Origin of the sequence: Nocardia nepalensis, from assembly GCF_048910785.1 — a bacterium.
In the GTDB taxonomy this organism is placed as follows: domain Bacteria; phylum Actinomycetota; class Actinomycetes; order Mycobacteriales; family Mycobacteriaceae; genus Nocardia; species Nocardia nepalensis.
On record NZ_JBKBET010000044.1, the window covers coordinates 94637 to 114964 of the forward strand.

17 protein-coding genes are annotated in these 20328 nt (G+C 65.7%); 4 read left to right on the forward strand and 13 right to left on the reverse strand.

Annotated elements, in window-relative coordinates:
• Positions 1–82 precede the first annotated feature (82 nt).
• Both ACHQ4I_RS42110 and ACHQ4I_RS42115 read left to right on the forward strand, forming a co-directional pair.
• A complete protein-coding gene (locus tag ACHQ4I_RS42110) occupies positions 83–1879 on the forward strand; it encodes a CoA transferase (RefSeq protein ID WP_420777534.1) in 1797 nt (598 codons plus the stop codon).
• Positions 1876–3498, forward strand: coding sequence for a class I adenylate-forming enzyme family protein (locus ACHQ4I_RS42115; RefSeq protein ID WP_420777535.1), 1623 nt, complete (start codon positions 1876–1878; stop codon positions 3496–3498). The genes ACHQ4I_RS42110 and ACHQ4I_RS42115 overlap by 4 nt, the downstream gene beginning before the upstream one ends.
• A gap of 44 nt (positions 3499–3542) precedes the next feature.
• Here ACHQ4I_RS42115 and ACHQ4I_RS42120 read toward each other — a convergent pair whose 3' ends face one another.
• The 10 genes from ACHQ4I_RS42120 to ACHQ4I_RS42165 form a co-directional block, all read right to left on the reverse strand.
• Positions 3543–4337, reverse strand: a complete 795-nt coding sequence (locus ACHQ4I_RS42120; RefSeq protein ID WP_420777536.1) for a metal ABC transporter solute-binding protein, Zn/Mn family — start codon at positions 4335–4337, stop codon at positions 3543–3545.
• Complete coding sequence (locus ACHQ4I_RS42125) at positions 4316–5158, reverse strand: metal ABC transporter permease (protein WP_420777537.1); 843 nt, start codon at positions 5156–5158, stop codon at positions 4316–4318. The genes ACHQ4I_RS42120 and ACHQ4I_RS42125 overlap by 22 nt, the downstream gene beginning before the upstream one ends.
• Before the next feature lie 55 nt (positions 5159–5213).
• Positions 5214–5849 carry an ATP-binding cassette domain-containing protein gene (locus ACHQ4I_RS42130; protein ID WP_420777538.1) on the reverse strand — a complete coding sequence of 212 codons (636 nt, stop codon included), beginning with the start codon at positions 5847–5849 and terminating at the stop codon, positions 5214–5216.
• Positions 5849–6481, reverse strand: coding sequence for a sigma-70 family RNA polymerase sigma factor (locus ACHQ4I_RS42135; RefSeq protein ID WP_420777539.1), 633 nt, complete (start codon positions 6479–6481; stop codon positions 5849–5851). The genes ACHQ4I_RS42130 and ACHQ4I_RS42135 overlap by 1 nt, the downstream gene beginning before the upstream one ends.
• Before the next feature lie 379 nt (positions 6482–6860).
• A complete protein-coding gene (locus tag ACHQ4I_RS42140) occupies positions 6861–7451 on the reverse strand; it encodes a hypothetical protein (protein ID WP_420777540.1) in 591 nt (196 codons plus the stop codon).
• 117 nt (positions 7452–7568) lie between these two features.
• The gene (locus ACHQ4I_RS42145) at positions 7569–7901 is read right to left on the reverse strand and encodes a DUF1775 domain-containing protein (RefSeq protein ID WP_420777541.1); all 333 of its coding nucleotides are present in this window, start codon (positions 7899–7901) and stop codon (positions 7569–7571) included.
• 36 nt (positions 7902–7937) lie between these two features.
• Positions 7938–8615 (reverse strand): MspA family porin, encoded by a 678-nt coding sequence (locus tag ACHQ4I_RS42150; RefSeq protein WP_420777542.1) that lies wholly within the window; start codon positions 8613–8615, stop codon positions 7938–7940.
• Between the two features lie 59 nt (positions 8616–8674).
• The gene (locus tag ACHQ4I_RS42155; protein WP_420777543.1) at positions 8675–9343 is read right to left on the reverse strand and encodes an MspA family porin; all 669 of its coding nucleotides are present in this window, start codon (positions 9341–9343) and stop codon (positions 8675–8677) included.
• Positions 9344–9913: 570 nt separating this feature from the next.
• Positions 9914–10585, reverse strand: a complete 672-nt coding sequence (locus tag ACHQ4I_RS42160) for a DUF8020 domain-containing protein (RefSeq protein WP_420777544.1) — start codon at positions 10583–10585, stop codon at positions 9914–9916.
• 32 nt (positions 10586–10617) lie between these two features.
• A complete protein-coding gene (locus ACHQ4I_RS42165; protein WP_420777545.1) occupies positions 10618–11292 on the reverse strand; it encodes a hypothetical protein in 675 nt (224 codons plus the stop codon).
• Positions 11293–11739: 447 nt separating this feature from the next.
• Between ACHQ4I_RS42165 and ACHQ4I_RS42170 the strand changes: the two genes are divergently transcribed.
• Together ACHQ4I_RS42170 and ACHQ4I_RS42175 are read left to right on the forward strand one after the other, a co-directional pair.
• A complete protein-coding gene (locus tag ACHQ4I_RS42170) occupies positions 11740–12189 on the forward strand; it encodes a hypothetical protein (protein ID WP_420777546.1) in 450 nt (149 codons plus the stop codon).
• A gap of 247 nt (positions 12190–12436) precedes the next feature.
• Entirely contained in the window at positions 12437–13990 is a 1554-nt protein-coding gene (locus tag ACHQ4I_RS42175; RefSeq protein ID WP_420777547.1) for an acyl-CoA carboxylase subunit beta, read from the forward strand.
• Positions 13991–14045: 55 nt separating this feature from the next.
• Here ACHQ4I_RS42175 and ACHQ4I_RS42180 read toward each other — a convergent pair whose 3' ends face one another.
• The 3 genes from ACHQ4I_RS42180 to ACHQ4I_RS42190 all read right to left on the reverse strand — a co-directional run bounded on the left by ACHQ4I_RS42180 (position 14046) and on the right by ACHQ4I_RS42190 (position 20318).
• On the reverse strand, positions 14046–16316 hold the full coding sequence (locus ACHQ4I_RS42180) for a serine/threonine-protein kinase (RefSeq protein ID WP_420777548.1): 2271 nt from the start codon (positions 16314–16316) through the stop codon (positions 14046–14048).
• 460 nt (positions 16317–16776) lie between these two features.
• Complete coding sequence (locus ACHQ4I_RS42185) at positions 16777–17256, reverse strand: DUF6301 family protein (RefSeq protein ID WP_420777549.1); 480 nt, start codon at positions 17254–17256, stop codon at positions 16777–16779.
• Positions 17257–17318: 62 nt separating this feature from the next.
• Positions 17319–20318: a hypothetical protein gene (locus tag ACHQ4I_RS42190; protein WP_420777550.1), complete on the reverse strand. Its 3000-nt coding sequence runs from the start codon at positions 20316–20318 to the stop codon at positions 17319–17321.
• Positions 20319–20328: the final 10 nt, after the last annotated feature.

Here is a 20328-nt window from a genome sequence, read left to right on the forward strand (position 1 = left end):
GACTGCTGTTGTCCGAGGGATTGGTCGGCGCGCAGCCGCGCCGAGTTCCCACGGGCAGCGCGACCGTTCAACAGGGAGAGCCATGACACCCGGCACCATGCGGACATCCGGCACCGACCAGCTAGCGGCACCCCTGCGGGGCATGCGATTTCATACGTCGAGCCCACCCGGCCCGATCACCACGGCAACCGAACACCTGCGGTTGCTCGGTGCCGAACCGATCGACGGCGACGCCGACGCGCTGACCCTGATCGGACCGGACGGTAGTGCTGTGCACGCCGCTGTGGCCTGGGGCGGATCCGGCAGTCAGGTACACGACGAAGCGACCGCGCAGGCCGCGGCCGGACTGATGCTCGTACACGGTCGACGCGACGGCACTCCGCGCGGTCTGGCGGTGGACTACGCCTCGACTGCCGCCGGAATACTCACGGTGCAGGGACTTCTCGCCGCACTGATCGCTCGTGCACGCGGCGGCGCGGTGGTCGGAGCCGATGTCGCGGTCGACAGGACGGCCTTGTTGACCGTCTCCCAGTATCTCGCGGCGGCGTCCGCCGACGATGACGAAGCGACCTCGCTCGCCCCGGGCGGGCCGCCCTTCGCTACTGCCGATGGCGTCCAATTCGAGGTAGAGGCCCTCGATGTCGGTGTGTGGGCCGAGTTCTGGCGGGCATTGGACGCACCACGGGACGCATTGCGAAAGGGCTGGCGGCCCTTCCAATTCCGCTACGCGACCGCCTGCGCACCGATTCCGCACGCATTGCACGACACCATCGCGCTGCGGAGCTGGGCGCAGGTGCGGGCCGCCGCCGAGGAGTCCGGCGCGGACGTGTGCCGACTGCGTCCACTCACCGAGCGCGGCCAGGAGATGCACGCCACTGGCGAGGACACCGTGCCGTGGCAGTTCCTCCTCGGCGGCGAAAGGCGCATCGCCGCTTCGGGTTCCGTACCGTCCGCCGATCGTCCGCTCGCGGGTTTCACCGTGCTGGAGGCCGGGCGTCGGGTGCAGGCTCCGCTGGCCGCGCATCTGCTCGGGCTGCTCGGCGCGGACGTGGTGCGCATCGAGCCGCCGGGCGGCGATCCGCTGCGCGGTATGCCGCCCACCTGCTCGGATATCTCCGCGCGCTGGTTGGCGCTGAACCGGGACAAGGACGCGGTCGAGATCGACATCAAGTCGGCCGAGGACCGGAAACGGTTGTGCGAGTTGGCTGCCGGGGCGGATGTGTTCCTGCATAACTGGGCGCCCGGCAAGGCCGAGCAGCTCGGGTTGGGCGCTGATGATCTGTGGGCGGCCAACCCTGGCCTGATCTACGCCTACACCAGTGGCTGGGCCGGGCGGCTCACCGACGCCCCGATGGGTACCGACTTCATGGTGCAGGCCCGCACCGGGGTCGGTGAGGCGGCGCGGCCCGCGGATGAGGCACCGATACCGTCGCTGATGACGCTGCTCGATGTGCTCGGCGGCATGCTGGGCACCGAGGCGATCCTGGCCGGTCTGCTCGCCCGTGAGCAGACCGGTCGCGGTGTCCGGGTCGAATCCTCACTGCTCGCGGCGGCGAATCTGCTCACCGCGCCCGCGCTGCGCCGCGCGGCCGACGGGCTGGACCCGCGCCGACCGGCCGGGTTCCGCCGCCCACTGGCCACCGCTGATGGGTGGCTCGCCCCCACCGACGAGCACGCGGCGGCGGCCATCGAGCACGCCGATCGGGTCCGCGGCCTGTCCACCACACAGGCAGTCGCCGCCTTGCGCGACAGCGGAATCGAAGCCACCGCGGTAACCACCGACTTGGCCGATCTGCCAGGCGACCCGCGCTTCATCGACGCTCTGACCACCGACTCGCTGGGCGCTGTCGCTGTTTCGTCTCCCTGGAGTTTCCGATGAGCGTTGTGCTACACGATCTGGTCCCGCGTCGGCTCCGCCGTTCGTGGGCGGCCGACGGCGCCTGTCCCGACCTCGGTCTGTATGCGCTGTTTCGTGCGCAGCGCTGCCTGGACCCCCATCGCAGCGCGCTGCTGGATGCCAAGGGCAAGCTCTGCTACACCCAACTCGACCGGCTGGTCCGTCGCCTGGCGGCGGGCCTGGCAGCCGAGGGTGTGGGCCCCGGAGATGTTGTCGGCGTACAGCTTCCGAACTCCCGCGAAGTGGTCATCGCCGACCTGGCCCTGGCCGCGCTCGGTGCGGTGGCGCTGCCGTTCCCGGTGGGCCGTGGCATGCGGGAGGCCGAATCGCTGCTGCGTCGCGCCGAGGCGGTTGCCGTATTGGCTGCCACCGATTTCCGCGGACACGCCCATGCGGCGGATCTCTCCGAGTTGCTCGGCGACCTTCCGAACCTGCGTTTCGTCGCCGCCGTCGGTAAGGAGCCCGTCCCGCAGCGATGTATCTCCTTCGCCGAACTGCTTCGCGCGGATGGCGAATTGTTCGTCCCGGCTCGTCCAGACCCCGACGGCGCCGCCCGTATCCTGGTCTCCTCCGGTTCGGAGTCGGAGCCGAAAATGGTTGCCTACTCGCATAATGCGCTCGCTGGCGGCCGCGGCAACTTCATGGCCTCACTGCTCACCGGCGAACCGCCGCGCTGTCTGTTCCTGGTCCCCCTCACCTCCGCCTTCGGCAGCAGCGGCACCGCCGTCACCCTGGCCCGACACGGCGGCAGCCTCATCCTGCTCGACCATTTCACCCCTGAGGCCGCACTGGCCGCGATCGAAAAGCATCGCCCGACCCACGTATTCGGTGTCCCGACGATGATTCGAATGATGCTCGAGCACAACGCATCCGGCACCGACACCAGCTCGCTTCAGGCACTTGTGCTCGGCGGCGCACCGCTGGACCGAGCCACCGCCGGCGAAGCCGAAAACGCCTTCAATTGCTCGGTCGTCAACCTCTACGGCTCCGCCGACGGCGTGAACTGCCACACCGACATCGGCGAAACCGATACGGCCGCAGCCGGTCCCGGCATCATTGTCGGCCGCCCGAATCCTCGCGTCGCCGAGATCCGCATCACGAACATCGATACCGGCGAAACCGCCCCCGTGGGCGAGACCGGTGAAATCGTGGCGCGTGGCCCGATGACCCCGCTGTGTTACGTCGGCGATCCCGAACTCGACGCCCGCTACCGCACCGATGACGGCTGGGTCCGCACCGGAGATCTCGGCGTCCTCGATGCCGAAGGACGCCTGCACGTGGTCGGCAGGCTCAAGGAGATCGTGATCCGCGGCGGTGCGAATATCAGCCCGGCCGAGGTGGAGCAGCTGCTCGCCGATCACCCCGACATCCGTGACGTCGCGTGCGTCGGTGTGCCGCATCCGAGATTGGGTGAACGGCTGGCCGCGTGCGTCGTGCCGCGGCCCGGTCGCACACCTGACCTGGATGGATTGTGCGCCCACCTGAGTGCTCACGGACTGGAGCGCGGGAAGCATCCCGAATCGCTACTGCTGCTCGATGTGCTGCCCCTGACTCCGGCGGGTAAACCGGACCGAGCGGCCATGCGGGCTGCGATGAGCTGAAATCGGCTGTGGGGCAAGCACTTCACGCGCTTGCCCCACAGTCGTCAGGAACCGGACATGGCCTTCTTCAATGCGGCGGCCGCATCGCGGTAGACGGTCAGCAGTTCCTGGTCCTGGCCCGGGTAGTTGACGATCGACACCTGCCTGGCGCCGCTGTCCGGCAGCACGGTTCCACTGGACATGTGCGCGTTATCGAGCACGAACTCGGGCTTCTTCGCCGCGAGCGCGGAAAGCTGCCCCGGTGTGACTGCCTCCGGTCCGTAGGTACCGACGATATCGGCACCCGCCAACTGCGCCGCCCACGTCGAAAAGACCTGCGCCACCACGATCGGCTGCTTGCCGCCCGGCCACACGGCTCGAATGTCCTTGCCCAGCTCGTCGTATTCGGCGGTGAACGTTGCCGTCCAGGCATCGGCGGCCGTCGCGGTGCCGAACTGGGTACCAAGCGACTTGACCTGCGCGGTCGCCTTATCGGCCGAGTTGTCGAGGTTCACCTCGATCAGCTTCGCCTTGGAACCGGCCGCCTCCTTGATCTTCGCCGCGAACGGTTCGAACGGCGCGTACAGCACGAAGTCCGCCTCGGCGACCGCCGTCAGATCCGATGGCTTCGGGTCGTAATCGGGTGCGTGGTGCACCGACGCGGGCACGATCACCGTGACATCCTCCGCGCCTGCGGCTTTCGCGAACGCGGCCTCCCAGGTCGTGGTGGCGACGATCTTCGGGTGCTGATGTCCGTCGTGGTGGTCGTGATCGCCGTCGGCACTGGAGCAGCCGCCGAGCAGCACACCAGCGGCCACGGCGAGGGCCAGCCCCGCGGTCAGTGGCTGAAAACGTGCCATGAGTTGTATCTCCGTTCGGGGATCAGGTGGGCCGCGAGGGCGACTGCCCCCGCGGTGAGTACCAGGACCGGCCCGGGTGGCAGGTCGAAGGCGAGGGCCAGGAGGAAACCGACGAGGTTGACGGTGACGCCGATACCGATGGCCCAGCAGATGATCGATGTCAGCGAATGTCCCAGCCGCCGGGCGGCCAGCGCGGGCAGCAGGGTGAGCGCATCGACGAGCAGTGCGCCGGTGAGCCGAATCGCCCCGGCCACCGCCACCGCGACCAGAACCAGCAACACCAGCGTGAGCCACCGCACCGGCACCCCCGACACCAGCGCCAACTCCCGATCGTGCAGCAGCAACGCCAGATCGCGCCGCCGCCACCAGAACAGCGCGGGCACCACAATCGCCAGTGCCGCAAGCACTACCACGTCCTGAGTGCGCACCGACAGGATCGAGCCCCACAGCAGCGAGAACGCCGATGACGCGTTCACCCCCGCCAGCGCGAGCACCAGCAATGCCGCCGCGACCGCCAAGCTCATCAGCAAACCCATTGCCCCGGACAGGCTTTCCGGCGTGCGGGCCAGCGGCGAAATCCCGGCTCCGGCGACCGCGCAAGCCACCAGCCCACACAGCGCCGGATCGAGCCCGGTCAGCATCCCAACGGCCGCGCCGAGCAACGCGACGTGCATCATCGCGAACCGCACCGGAATAATGTCGAGCCCGACGATCACCACCCCGACGATCGGCAACCCGATCGACCCGAGCACCAACGCCACCCCGGCCCGCCGCACCGGTACCAAGCCGAGCAGGTCGGCCACCTCCGCGGGTCCGTTCACGACACCTCCCCTATCTTGCGGATTTGCGCCGGAATCCATACCGCGGCAACGAATCTCATCCGACCTCCCGCAACCGGCCCGCCGCCATCTCCAGCACCCGATCACAGCGCCGCGTCAGCGCCCGATCGTGGGTGACCACGACGAGCGTGACCGGCAGCCCGGCCAAAACCTCGGCCGCCTCGTCCTGCCCCGCGAAATCGAGTGCGGCCGTTGGCTCGTCGGCCAGCACGACACCCGCGCCCGCCGCCACACAGCCCACCGCGCGCGACAGGTGCATGCGCTGCAACTGCCCACCCGACAGCGTGTCGAGCGGCCGGTCGATTAGCGTGCCGACCCCGAGCCGCGTCGCCATCATCTCGGCCGCCGTCCGATCCCCGCTGCTGGCCAATAGTTCACCGGCGAGCAACGGGAACCGCCCAGCCGCCGGACGCTGCGGAATCCACGCGCAGACCCGGCGACGCCACGCCTGCTCGGCAGTGCCGCCGCCGGTACGCCCGCCGACCGTGATCTCGCCACGGACCGCGCCGTGCAGACCGAGCACCGCACGCAGCAGCGTCGTCTTACCAGAACCATTGGTGCCCGTCAGCGCCACCCGCTGCCCGGCGGGGACATCGAGATCGACATCGCTGACGACCTCGATGCGGCCGTGACGGCACGACACCCCCGCCAACCGCAGCTCCAACCCGCCCATCACACCACCTCCGCCATACCCGGCCCGAACCCACCGATCGGGATGCGCGCACCGAGCGGTAGTCGCACGCGAGCACCGATCGGTTTCCCGGGCGTCTCGGCTGCCCGCAACAACGCGACCAAGGTTTCGCGAGCCCGCGCGACCCGCGAACGGATGGTGCCCACCGGGCAACCCACCGTCCGCGCTGCCTCGGCATAGGACAGGCCGAGCACCTGGGTCAGAACGAATGCCTCCCGCCGTTCCTCGGGCAGGCCGCGCAGCAGGTCGGCAATCGCCATTTCCTCTGGAAAATCCGGTCTTTCGTGCTCGCGACGATGGTCCAGGCTCTGCTGCCATTCGGCCAGCTGTGCGTTCTTCGGTCGGGCCGCGGCACTGCGGAACCGATCGATAACCACCCGCCGCGCAATAGACAACAGCCAGGTCCGAGCGGTGGACCGACCCGCGAACCGCGGCAGGGTGCGCATGGCGCGCAGGAAGGTCTCTTGGGTGAGATCGTCGGCGGACTGCACATCGCTCAGATGGGCAACGAAACGCCACACATCACGTTGCGTCGATCGGATGAACTCGGCCAGCGCCACTCGATCTCCCTTACCGGCCGCCAGCGCGAGCGCGGTCAGTTCTTCGTCGGACATGAACGGTTTCCAGACCGGCACGACTCACCCGGGTGCACCGCGGGAAATGTCAGAAGGGACAACGAAATACCACTACCGAATGGCAGTGTTCTCAATAGTGAATGCATTTGTCGAACAATCTCGGTTCAGCGACGCCACAGAACGTGGCGTTGAAAAGACCGGTCGCACACGGGCTTTCCCCGCGCACCGACGAGTGCGCGGACCTCCCCCGGCGACCGCTGGGCGAAAGCTCGCCGCACCTACCGTCCCGGACGGACGCGCAAGCTACGACGGCGACGTCCGCCACTCGTGCACGCCGAACCGATGGCGCCAACCGGATAGTCGGCTACCGGTCCCGCGCCACTGCGCCGGAACCATTCCGGCTGCCAGTGACGGACTCTCAGACCACAACCACGCCCACCGGCGGTCCTCGCCGAGCCACCACATGACGCAGCACGGCACCGCGCAGGGGCACGGTGGCACGCTCGAAAGCGACCGGAACACCGACCCCGGCTTCGTCCACTATCGAGTGGAGTAACACCAGTAGCAGCGGTGCCAGAATCCGTGAGTACAACGCGCTCAGCAGCGCGAACAAAGCCCGCTCGCCGCACCAGAGCCACACCGCGCAGACCAGCGCGGCCACCGCATGCCCGGCGATCATCGCCAGCGAACCCGCGTGCGCAAGGGAATCCGGCACAGCCGCAGCGTGAGACGCGACATGACCGCCCGATACCACCGAGACACCGAACCACAGGTGCAGTGCCGCCTGCATCACCAGCAGCCCACCACCGATAGCGATGATTCCCCGCTGCCGATCGGCCATCGCCCACGCCACCGAACCCGTCGCGGCAAATGCCACAAGCAACGCCGACAACGACAACGTGTGCCCTGACGCCTCGGCGTGGCCGACAGCGGACAACAACACACCGATCGCCGCGAATATCGCCGCACGGATTGCCCGCAGGTGCGGCGATATTGGCAAGCGATTCATAACAATGCCTATCCTCCCATCCGGCACGCGCGTGCGAGTCGGAAGGGTTTGATCAGCCGCGGTCGGTCATCTGTTGATCCATGCCCAGCGCGAGCGATCACCATCCGAGGTTTCGATCTACCTGCGCCGCATCACCGCGGCGCCACCGACCAGCAGACCGAGCGCGCCGAGCGCGATACCGATGACGCCGAGCCAGCGCGCGGTGTCATCGCTGGGGGACCCGCGGCTGGTCGACATCGCCGGAATATCGCCGTGGTTCTCGGCCTCACCGGATTGTTTGGCCGCCAAAGCCAAAGTAGGGGCGGGGTATTCGGGTTCACCCTTATCGGTGGCGGACTGATCCCACTTGACGATCTGGCCGTCGGCATAGGTCTGCACCGCGGGCATGGTGATTTTGTGCTGAGCAGTGACGATAGCCCTGCGATGCCCCTTCACCAGGGATATCGGCATATCCGGCGACCCAGCTGGCAGGAATCGGAATATTCCTCAGCCGATACTGAACGGCTCGCCCCACACGGTGACCCAGGTGACGACGTTGGCGGTCTCCACCTCGACGCCCACGAAGGCGCGGGCCTGGGCATACCCGGCACATCCGTTCAGGTCGATGGTTTCATCGGCCCAGGACACACCGCCGCTGGGGCCCTTGAACTCGTGCCGGATCCGGTGGACCTCCTGGCCGAAATCATCGGCCTGCTCGAGGTCGAGCAGAAAGAACGACTTCGCCTGGCCGGGACCCAATGTCAGATTGCCGCCGCTATTGGCGCCCACACCCGGTTTGACGTTCTTCCCGTCACTCCAGTCGAGAGTGCCCGTTACCCCGCCATTGGCGCCGCCACCGGCGATATTGACCTGGCAGCCGACAACGTAACCAGGGGCGATGCGACCGCCCCTGACGCCGGGCCCGGACAACTCGACCGACGCCGTCCCCGACACCCACGCATTGCGGTGCAGCGGCGTCGCCCCCATCGACGGGTTGATATTCGCCGACTCACCGGACAGCGTGATGTCCACGACGGTGCCATCCGACAGCGTCTTGGTCAGATGCGCACCGGGCAGCGGTACGAAAGTGTCGGCATTCGCCGCGCCCGTGGAGCAGAACCCCAGACCGGCGACGGTCGCGATACCCAGGCCGGCGAGCCGGGCAATGAGCTTGCGGTTGATCATCTTTGACTTCCTCGAAGAGTGAATTCGCTTGAGCGAGAAAAGATTCGATAAATCCGGGGTCAGCCGATGCTGAACGGAGCCCCATAGAGGGTGGTCTTCGAGTAGTGGTCACCGATGATTTCCACAACCGTGTACGCACGCGCCTGCGCATAGCCCGCACACCCCTGGATCTCGATCTCGGCGTCCTGATACTCCACCGAGTACGTGCCGGGCTTCGGAATGTCCTTGTAGTCGATCTGAACGAACTTCACCTCACCTGGCCCGAGGTTCAGCCCCACCGAGCCACCGAGCGATCCCCCACTCAGGTTGATACCGCCGGACACTCCCGCCGAGATCGCGTTATCGGCAATGCTGACCTGGCACCCGACGATGTAGCCCGTGCTCAACTGCGAAACACCATGCGTCGAGGAATTATTGGTGCCCGCAGCGCCCGAAGGGCCATTATTGGGCCCGACCGCACCCTCCGGCGTGACAGCGACTTCGGCGATCGCATTTCCCGAAACCCACACCGTGCGACCGGCACCATTGGCCGCCAACGATGGCGACACAATCGCATGCTCGCCATTGCGGATGATATTCACGCCGGGACCGGCCTTCTGCCCGTCCGGCAGCGCGACGAAGGCATCCGCATTCGCGGCACCGGTCGACAGCAAACCAACGGCCACAGCCGCACCCGCCCCAGCAATACCCAGACCCCGGCGCACGCCCAGACCACGATGTTCTCTCACTACCAACCCCTCAACAGGTGTGCCACATACGATTCAGCGCCGCGACACCCCGAGATCCGGGAATCGACGCTGACGGATCGGTAGTCGCGCGCCAACACCGGGAGTTCCCAGCCGCAGCAAACCTGTGGCGCGAGTCACGATCCCGTCAGCGGCGATCCGCACCCCGGTCGCGCCGGACTCGACAGCTCCGAAGACGCTGCCCTCGACGTCGCCGATCAGCGAGCACCCAGACCCGGAGAGTTAATGGCCGAGTAGTGAATTCGTGGACATTCACCCGGCCGTGGTCTGTATCGGTGCTGTCGATATCGTCGGACGCGGTGCGGCTGAGCGACGCAGAGCGGCGTGCCACCAGTGGGCGCGTGTTGTCGGCATGACACGACCAAGAAGGCCACCGCGCCGTACGAGCTCCCTCGGTCGAGCCAGTGTCGTCGAGTCACGTTGGGGGAGATCGCATATCGGTAGCACGCCTGCTCGCTGATCCAGCGTCGCATCGGATAGTCAGATATCCAGTCTCGTAGTTGAAAGACCAGCGGAACACTGGTGGTACTTCCTGGCTCGAACACTGATTACCTAATTCGCGGGTTTCAGCGAAGAGTTCTGCGCCCATTTACTCGTGCCGTCGGGCGCGTTGAGCGTGTCGATCAGCTCCACGGCCGAAAGCACCAGGACCGGTCCCCCGGCAACAATTGTCCCCAGAATGCCGCCGATCCCCGCGCCGGCGATCGCGCCAGGTATGCATCCCACCCCGAACAGGGGCAAACCCATAATGCATCCGCTAACGCCTCCGACGACCAAGCCGATCACGGTGCCGACGAATGTGCCGATCGTGGCGGCGAGCCCCAATCGGGTCGAGAACTCCGCCATCGCGGCCTGGTTCTCGACCGGCGATGCGACCGGCGTCGCGGCCGACGCGGCGGCGGGTCGCAGCTCACCGGGCGTCAATCGCAGCTCCTTCGCGTCTTTGCTGAGTGCGGGGTCGACTGTGAGCACCTTGTCGCCCACGGTGAATCGCGTTGGCACGACCATCACGGGTGCGCTGCTCTCATCGCGAATCGTGAACGAGCTGTGATCGTGGTCGAGTGCGAAGGTCCCTCCCGATAGCGTGGTTGTCACAACACGTTCCACCGAGGTGACCTTGTACTCGATGTCATGTTCGGTGGGTGCTTCCGCGCGGGCGGTTACCGGCGCGATTGCTGCAACGCATGCGATACCGAGCGCCACGATGCGTGAGGTTTCGATCACGAAATGTCCCTTTCTATTTCATGGATTCTGTTTCACAGATCAGGCAGGTCGCCATCGTGCCCATCCGAGAAGTAACTGGGGACGCACGCGCGATCCAGCCGGGCGGGATAGGGGTCGCCCAATCGGACGGGTAGGTGACCCTTTCGGTATGCACGGTCCACGCGGATCGGCGATAGCGGTTCGGACCCGAGTGCCCGGAACTCCCACCGCGTTCCCGTGGAATCCGGTTGCCAACCATCCGGGTCGATCGCGTATACACGCTGAACCAGTCGGTCGACGACAACGATGGCGTAATGGGCGTTGCGTCTCGCGGCGCTGCTCACCCGCCACCATCGCCGATCTCGGTCGTAGAGCGCTTCGGGGGACCGGAGGACAGACCGCCCGGCATCCGGCCACGGCTGCGAGATGATGAGCGCAATACGTTCACCGACCGCGGCGAGAGCGCCCCAGCGCTGATAGATATGCGCCCGGTCCAGGCCCGTGACGGAGGCGACGTCGCCCAGCCCGGCCGTATGGTCGAGGGCGGCGGCAGCGGCTTCCAACATCCCGGCGTCGATCTCGTTCGCGAGCACACTGTGCACTCGCAGCAGGGCTAGCTGGAACTCACGCGCCTGCACGAATTCCAGCTCACCGTCTTCATAGCGAGCCCATGCCTGTGGTCCGAGCCCGCTCAGTTGGCCGGCGAGTCCGACAAGGAGGGTCCGCACGGACCGTGACAGCCATAACCTTTCAGTTGCCCACATATCGCGCGCGAAGGCATACCCCCCGCCGCTTACCTGTAATTCAGTCATAGCCAGGGACTCTAGCGGCGAGATACATCCAGTTCACAGATTTACCGGATCGATCTTAATTAAATTTCTTCTTTGGTAGCCGGATATTCGCTACAGGTCCAACGCTTGGTTCGTAGCTACCTTTTGCTCGATTTCGAGGACATCAGCCGAAACGGTCTTCCGGTCGACGACATCCACTCGAACAAAACCTGGACCCCAGATAGCGGCCCTCGGGCAAGGCGAATGCCCGATGCCCTCCCCCGACCGATCGGCCAGCGTAACGATATGGCGTCCCACCGCCGACGCCTGGGCATACGTGCCTTCCGCGACCGCTGTCGATGCTCGAAAAGGGAGTACACACTGATTACGACACCGACGAATCCAATGACATTCACGGCCGCCGCCGAACCCGCGGCCCCGGCCAATCGGTTCGATTGTTCGATCAGCCAGGCCGAGGACACGATTGTGGTGACGTTCGGAGTGGAACGCGCCGGAATCGAGCTACCCGCTCCGCTGCGAATCGGGGTGGAGTTGTTTTTCCAGGACAACGGCCTGTCCGGACCCACCATCGCTATCGGTGGTCCGGTCGGGCGCCATATCCGGCTCGTCACCGGCATCAGCAAAGCCGATAGGGCCATCGAGTACCTCCAACACTGCGGGGCGGTGCTCCACATCGGCCGCGTCGTATGGCCTCTGCCTCCCGTTTCGGGACTCGGCCTCACATGGTCGGCGGGCGGCGGAAACGGCCATCGCATACCCCCGCTCGTAGCGGTCGCCGCCGCGGTTCGAGCGGTACGCCGGTACACCCCCGACGGACTCGAGCAACTCCCATAGGCGTCGAGAACGAATCGTCGCCGACCGCTCGGTAGGTGCCGATTCCGCTGCGGCCGAGCAGTATTCGACCTGTGGCTACCGCATCCGGTGGCGCGCCTGCGCTGACCGTGTTCGAACTGTAGGGATGTGATGTGCGGCCGGGCTCGGCTGTGATTTGTCCCGGATATCCGGTTCAATGACACGTTCTGTGTCGATACCGCTTAACGTCGCGAGGGCACAACAGTTGGTTCGGAAGGTGGCAGCGAGCGTGACAGGTACCCAGGCGAAGCTTGATGAATTGGTCAAGATCCTGACGATCGCTGCGGAACCGGCGGGTGAGGCCGGTGTCGCCAAGCGGGAGAAGAAGGGCGTTCCGAGCGTTCGCCAGCGTGTGGACATGCTGCTCGACCGCGGGACGTTCATCGAGACCGGTGCGTTGGCTCGTCAGCCCGGCCAACCGGATGCTCTCTACGGTGACGGGCTGGTCACCGGTCGCGGGCTGATCGGGGGCCGTCCGGTGGTGGTGATCGCCCACGATCAGACCGTGTACGGCGGGTCGGTCGGCATCACGTCCGCCCGCAAGTTCATGCGGGCGCTGCAACTCGCGTTCGACAACGCGTGCCCGGTGGTGACGATCAATGATTCCGGCGGTGCGCGGATTCAGGACGCGGTGGGTTCGATCGCATCGTTCGGTGATATTTCCCGGGTGTTGGAGAAGCTGTCCGGGTATGTGCCACAGGTGTCGATCATTCTCGGCAAGTGCGCAGCGGGTTCGGTGTACGGGCCGATCAACACCGACGTGCTCATCGGCACCAAGGATTCCTACATGTTCGTCACCGGGCCGGAGGTGATCAAGGCCGTCAACGGCGAGGACATCACCGCCGAGGAGCTCGGTGGCGCCGAGGTACAGGCCAAGCGCGGCACCCTGCATCACGTGGCCGACACCGAGCAGCAAGCGTATGAGTGGGCGCGCGACTACCTGAGCTACATGCCGACGAGCTGTCTCGAGCAGCCGCCGATTGTGAACCCCGGTCTGGAGCCGGAGATCACTGCTGCCGATCGGGAGCTCGACACGATCATCCCGGATTCCGATCGCGCCGGTTACGACATGCATGAGATCCTGCTGCGGATCTTCGACGACGGTGAATTTCACGAGATCCGCGCCGCGTTCGCCCCGAATCTGATCACCGGGTTCGCCCGGGTCGACGGCCATCCGGTCGGTGTGATCGCCAACCAGCCGTTGGTGCTGGGTGGTTCCATCGACGCCGCCTGCTCGGACAAGTCGACCTACTTCATCCGGCTCTGCGACGCGTTCAATATTCCGCTGGTGTTCGTCGCCGACACCCCGGGCGTGCTGCCGGGCCTCGAGCAGGAAGCCAACGGTGTGATCATCCGCGGCGGCCGGGTCCCGCGTGCGATCATCGAGGCGACGGTCCCGATCATCAACTTGGTCGTGCGCAAATCCTATGGTGGCGCCTACGGCATGATGGCAGCCCGGCAGGTGGGTGCTGATATCAGTTTCGCCTGGCCGACGGCCCGGATCGCGGTGATCGGCGCCGACAGCGCGGTCGACCTCATCGGCAAGCGGCAATTGGCGGCGGTGCCGGAGGAGCATCGGGCGGCGGCGCGCGAGTTCATGGTCAACCAGTACAACGAGACGATCGCCACCCCGTGGATCGCCGCCGAACGCGGCTACATCGACGCGGTCATCGAACCGGCGCGCACCCGTCTGGAGATCCGGCGCGCGCTGCGCCTGTTGCGCGACAAACCGCCGGTCAAGCCGGAGTTCAACCCGCGCAAGCACCCGGTGTACCCGATGTAGTAGTGGTCCCGCGCAATTGGCGCCGTTCGGGTAGTCGTGCGCGATAGACACCCGATCACTGAAAAGTCAGGACGACACCGGATGCGGTTGCGACGCGTTCGAGCGCCTGGAGATCCTTCTCGACGACGCCGAACAACAAATAGGCGAGCACGAAGGCGATGATGCCGCCGACACACAGTATGCGAACCGCCCAGACAATAGATTCGATCTCGTGCCCGGGCAGGAAGGTGATACCGGTGACGCCGACCAGCGGGACCGCGGCCGCCACGGTGAGGTAGAAGCCGGTGCGGGCAGCGAGTCGGCGCAGATCGTCGACATCGGCGGCATCGGAACGTCCGTGCACCAGGAAGACGGGATACAGGCACCGCACCACATACCAGGTGATCGCGAAGTACGGATACGCCACTGCGATGGCGCCGCACACGACCACCGACAGCAAGAAATGCGCATAGGTGCCGCGCGGAACGCCCCCGGCGATCAGATTGAGCAGCAACGGGAACGTAACGCCGCCGAGAACCCAGAACACGAAAGCAATCCACACCACCCGGTTGCCGAGCCGTAGCGCATCGATGCGTGCCCGAGTGAGAGTCACCTCGAGAAAGTTCCATCCGATGCGCAGACCTATGAGAACCAGAACGAGGCGGCGCGCAACGTAGAGAATCAGTATTGCGGCAACCACAATGGCGAGCGGATAAAGCACCAGGGCGACATAGTCGAATGAGTGCTGGGCCTGCGGCGCGAGCCTGCTGACGATAAGGGTCTTGTTGTAGTAATAGTTGTATCCCGCCGCCACCACGTTCGGTATTCCGATCGCCATCACCAGAATCGGTATCGGCCACAGCGGCCCGGTCGGCCGCCAGCTGCGCTGCGGCGCATCCACCAGATCCCGCGCCCGAGGGTCGAGGCACAGCTCGAATTGTTGAGCCAGCTCCGCACCGTTGGCCCACCGATCCTCCCGCTTCGGCGACAGGCATGTCAGCAGCACTCGGCACAGCGAGGCCGGGCAGTCCGCCGGGAGGTCGTCCAGGAATTCTTGCGCGATCGGGCGGCGACGCACCTCGAGCAGCTGCTCGACGAATTCCCGCGAATCCTTCGCCTCGATCCGGGGGAACGGTCGTCGCCCGGTCAGCAGCTCCCACAACACGACGCCGAGGGCGTAGATGTCGCTGCGCGTGTCCAGGTCGTCGACGGTGCCTGGCAGCGCCGGGTGGCTCGCCTCGAGGTGCTCCGGAGACATGTAGGCGAGGGACCCGCCGAAGTACGCCACCGGACTGCTGCCGACGACGTGGCCGCTGAAGCTTATGTTGAAATCGGCCAACTTCGGCACACCGTCGGCGGAGAGCAGTATGTTCGCCGGCTTGATGTCGCGGTGCAGCACACCCCGCCCCTGGGCGTAGTCCAGCGCCTCGGCGAGCCGACGTCCCAGCCAGGCCACCGTCTCCGGCCACGACAGGGCGGCGATCTCGTCACGCACCCGGACGCCAGAGGTACGGATCTCACCTTTTCCCTCCAACGCCGCGTCGACAGCGTCGAGCAGCAGACGTCCACCGCGTTGCTCCGGTGCGGTCTCGCGGACCCTTTTCAGCACCGATGCCAGCGTTCCACCCGGCAGGTACTGCATGTACATGAGTTTCAGCGCGCGGTCGGGCAGCAACCGCTGGTCGTAGACGCGAACGATGTATTCGTGTTCCAACTGGGCGAGGGTCTGGGGTTCGGTGCCGTGGTCGGCGGAGACCTTCACCGCCACCAGCCGCTGCATCGAGCGTTGCCGCGCCAGAAATACTCTGGCGAACGCGCCGTGGCCCAGCTCGAGCAGCAGGTCGAAGTCATCGATCCGGTCCCCGGGCTCGAGCTCCTCGCTGGCGACCTGAATGGTCGACCGCTCGGTGAGCGTGCTTTCGTACGGGTCGCCCGGTCGCAGGATCGCCTCGAGTTGCTCGGCGTATTCGGGGTATTCCCGCGCATACTCGTCGACGCCGACGCGGACGCCGACGGCGTGCAGGATGTGGAACTCCTCGTAGAGCAGTTGCCGGGGCATAGGGCCGGACTGCAACTCCGGAAACCGTGCCCGGTAATCGGCGAGCCGCTTGGGCCGGTCGTAGCGCAGCCAGCGGTACTTCAGGTCGACCTTTATCAGTGCGATCAGCGAGGCCCGGCTTGCGGTATCACCCTCGAGCGCGAAATTCGCCGGATCGGGCGGCACACCAGCGGCCTCCCACGCGGCGGTGAATTCCGCTACGGCGTCGACCAGCCGTGCCAGAGTGCCCGCCGCACTCTTGGCCAACGGATCGAAGGCAGCGGTCGCATCCGCTGCCGGTTCGGTCATCGCAGGTCACTCCGAAGCGAATCTCCGAGGCATGCTCAATCTTATCGCGGTGCACTTCCCGCAAAACGCTATCGTTGCACTCGGCCAAGGCTGTGCGACCCTCTCAGCGCCGGGTGGGTCATGCGGCGCCCGCGTCGCGACAGCTCAAACACGCGGCCGCCGTGGGCACGTCGCTGACGGTTTCACCCTGACCGATCAGCCATGCGCTAGATGGCGGCCGAGCCCCACGCGTTCTCGACGGCCCAGCAACGATCCGAAACCGGTTGGCCCACAGCAACAGTCGCCGATACTCCACCGATGGCGGGTGGGGTTCGAGTGCCAGGCAGTGGCAGTACCCTCAGCCATACCATTCTCCCAAGAAAGGCCTCCGCCACGTTCAAAGAAAGCCGACTTCGGGAGGCCTAGACCACGACGCGACGTTGTCGCAGCAGGTCTTGTCGACCTACCGACATCCCGGCGGTCAGTCGTCGTCCTCGGGCTCAGGCTCATCCATTTCGGCCTGGTATTGACGGCCGACCAGGTCGATGTCAACCGAGCCGATGCCCCTCACCAATCGGATGACGATCTCGGACAGGTCCCACCGCAGCTCCTCGTCGGTGTCGTGACGTGTTGGTGCACCTAACGTTTCGGTCAACGCTCGGCCCAGATCGGTGAAGCAACCTCTCAACTCAGGTTCGACTTCGAGGGGTATGACGTCGGGGGCGGCAGCGTCGGTGACATAGATCGACAGGTAATCCATCCGCCGCTTCCGCAGGTAGATGTAGGCGACGGGCCGGTTCACGGCGAGGTCGGTGCGGATCAAGGGATCCATGCCCTCCTCGTGGACGATCTCCCATCCGGCCACGGCGCAGAACGGTTCGATGTCATCGATCTTCCCGGACCAGTCGAACTGCGCGGCGAGACCGGCGATACGAATCGCGCCCTCGATATCGGCATGCATGCGCGTAGGCTACTTTCTGCTCGGGTCAGACGAGGTATTGGGGATCTGACAGGCTGGGGCGTTCACCGGATATGGGCTCCATAACCCGCCGTCACGGCATTCTCCTGAGCGCTCGGTTGCCCGGTATCAACTGCCGGGAAACTGATGTTGACTACGACCGACTCATCGAGCTTGTTGCTGTTCGCCTGAGCCCACAGCGGAATCAAAGGCGCGACGACGGCCGGGATAGCGGCCACTGTCCAGCGATTGAGGTTGCTCGCGCCCATTGCGGCCAAATCGCTGATCCACGCCCCCGGCATCGAAGCACTCTGGGCGATCGGCGCCGCCGCACCGGGTATTCCGCCGACTGGAGGTTCAGGTTGTGCGAGGGTGAACTCTTTCGCGGTCTGCGGATCGACCGCGTAGGAGGTGATCCTTCCGGTCCCGGGTTCGGTATGGATCACCATGTAGTCGAAGTCTTGTCTTCCTTCGCGCAGTTGCTTCGCCAGGATCGGATCGTATTTCTCCAGCGCTGTCATGGGGCCTGAGCCCGGGCGGAGGAATTCGTCCTGAGCGTAGGGCAGGGTGCCCTGTTCGAAGGCCAGCTCTGTCCCGTCCCCAATATCCACTTGCCGGGTGCTGAAACTGTCCGGCGTCTTGCCACCCTTGTACTCCAGCAGGACGACTCGTTTGGTGCCGTCCGGAGCCGTGGCGATCGCGACCCGGTCCGCGGTATAGCCTCCGCCTGGGCCTCGGTAGATGATCTCCATCTTGGCGACATTCTCGACGTAGTAGTCGCCGCCGATCTCGCCTCTGACCTCGGATAGTGCGCTGATGCTTGCCTTCTCGGCGGAGAGGTCACCGGCCAGCTGACGGAGTCTCGCAGCAGTCGGATCGTTTCCCGCAAGCCGACCGGACGCTCGCAAGTTCTCAAGTGTGGCGCGGAGCTTCGACCGCGAGAGATCCTTGATCTCGAGGTCTCGCAGGGTGCCGTCATCCATCCTGAGCTTCAGGCCTCGGGATTCGATCAAGTTGTCGAGCTCAGTCAGATGCTGATTACGGGCCGCCTTTGCGGCGTTCTGCATGATGTCCACTTCGCCGAGCATGAATCGCGCTTCGTCGGGTAAGTCCCTGGCCGTGATGGCGTCAATGGGCTCGCCCATGAGCTTTCCGTGCATGACGACGTCGGACGATGCGCTGTCCCACTCCGGTTTCGGTACGCGTTTGCCTGTTTTCGTGTCTTGCCAGAAGACACGACCTTGGCTGTCGATTCTCCGGTCGATGCCTTTGGGCACGGTCTTACCTGGCGGCAGCGGAGGCAACTCGAACTCGGCAGGCCCTACACCGACTGCCCCCGGATCTACCCGTCCGCCGCCGTGCTCGCGTGGGCCGCGGCGTGGAATCTGGTTGTGAGGACGTTGTGGCCCGAGTGGGAAAGGATCGAGGTCATCGAGGCCGGGACCGAGTACTCCGTTCGGCTCGGGTCGGTTCCACGGGTTGTTGCTCGGTCCTCGGGTCGGCGGCACCGTGCCGTCAGGCTTGGGTGTGGTGACTGGAGGCCGGATGCGCTCTCGCGTATTCCATGGCAGTTCATTGGGTTTGGGGTAGTCGAGGATGGCGGGGGGAACGCCTTCGCCGGTACGGATGCCCGCGCCGGGTGCGGCTTCGTACGGGCGGGCGGGGTTGGGGACATAGAGGGAGGCGCCGGGGTTCGTGTCCCACGGGTGATACAGCGGTGCGGCGCCTTCGGTGCCTCTACCGCCGGCGCGAACAGTGGCGCCGAGTTCGGCTTCTTCACCGAGGAGTTTGTTGCCGGCCCATCGAGCACCTTCGCCGAGGCCTCCCAGCACTGCGATGTCCGCACCTGGTACGAGAGTAAAAACAGCCCATGCTGCGCCTTTGGCGGCTTGTCCGTAGTTGCCGTTGTCGAGGCCTTCGCTGAGGTCTTTCAGCCCGGTCATGTCGCCGAGCAGGTCGCGGAAGTCGCCTTCGTTGAATTTGTGCGGCGGCTTGTAGGGGGTGGTGTCGGGGATGAAGGTGCGGCGGGGATCGGTGGGATAGAGCTTGGGGGTGTTGTCGAGTGCTTTGGCCTGGTCGGCGGTCAGTAGTGGGGTGCCGGTGCGCTGCAGGCGGTCGCGGGCGTCGACGGCGTTGCGCCACAACGTGTTTTGCACGTTGTCGGCGGGGATACCGCTGGCGAGGAGCCGGTTGGCTTCGGCCTTGCGGGCCGGGTCGTCGATGGGAAGGTATTGCAGGCTGGCGTAGAGCTGGTCTTCGTCCTGGTTCTGTTTGGTGTAAGCGTGCAGACCGAGGCGGGTTTGGGCGTCTTTGCGTAGTTGTTCGCTGCGCTCGTTGAGCGGGCCGGTGGTGTTGGCCAGCGACAGATCGTTGACCAACTGAACTGCGCTGTAGCCCAGGCCGGGCATGACGGTGGTGCCGTCGGCCAGTTTCGGTAGGGCCCGTTGGTTCCAGTGGCTGTTGAGCCGGTTGGCCGCATCGGCTTTGGCCTGGTTGAGCGCGTTGGTGCTCTCGATGGTTTGCGGGCCCATCACGGTCTTGTCGAGCAGAGCGATGTCGCGGTCGCGTTGTTCGGGACTGTAGGTGGGGTCGGTGGCGAAGTAGCCGCCGAGCTGCTGGAACGAATATGCCGTGTTCGGTTGCGACTGAGCGGGTTTCGCACCGGGCACGGTGACGGTGGTCTGCTGGCCGGTCAACCCGTTCGCCAACGGAACCGACTTGTTCTGCATGGTCGTACCGCTGGGCAGAGTCAGGGCTTGCCCATCCTTGGGCGGTCCGTTGTTGACCACGGCCAAGAGATCGGGCAGGCTGCCCGCGCCCGGCTTCTGCTGCGGCTGCGTGGACGGCAACAAACCCAAACCCTGAGCCATCCGCTGCTGCTCAGGAGTCAGCGGCTTCGACTCGGTTGGCTTCGCGGGCTGGGTATCGGGCTTGGTGGGTGGGGGTTGAACTCTGGGCTTGCCTTGACTTTCCGCGATCGTCGGGCCCTGCACAGCAGGCTGGTTCTCGGGTTTGCCCCGACTCTCGGCGATGGACGGTCCGTAGACGGGGTCTTTGGGAGCCACAATGGATACC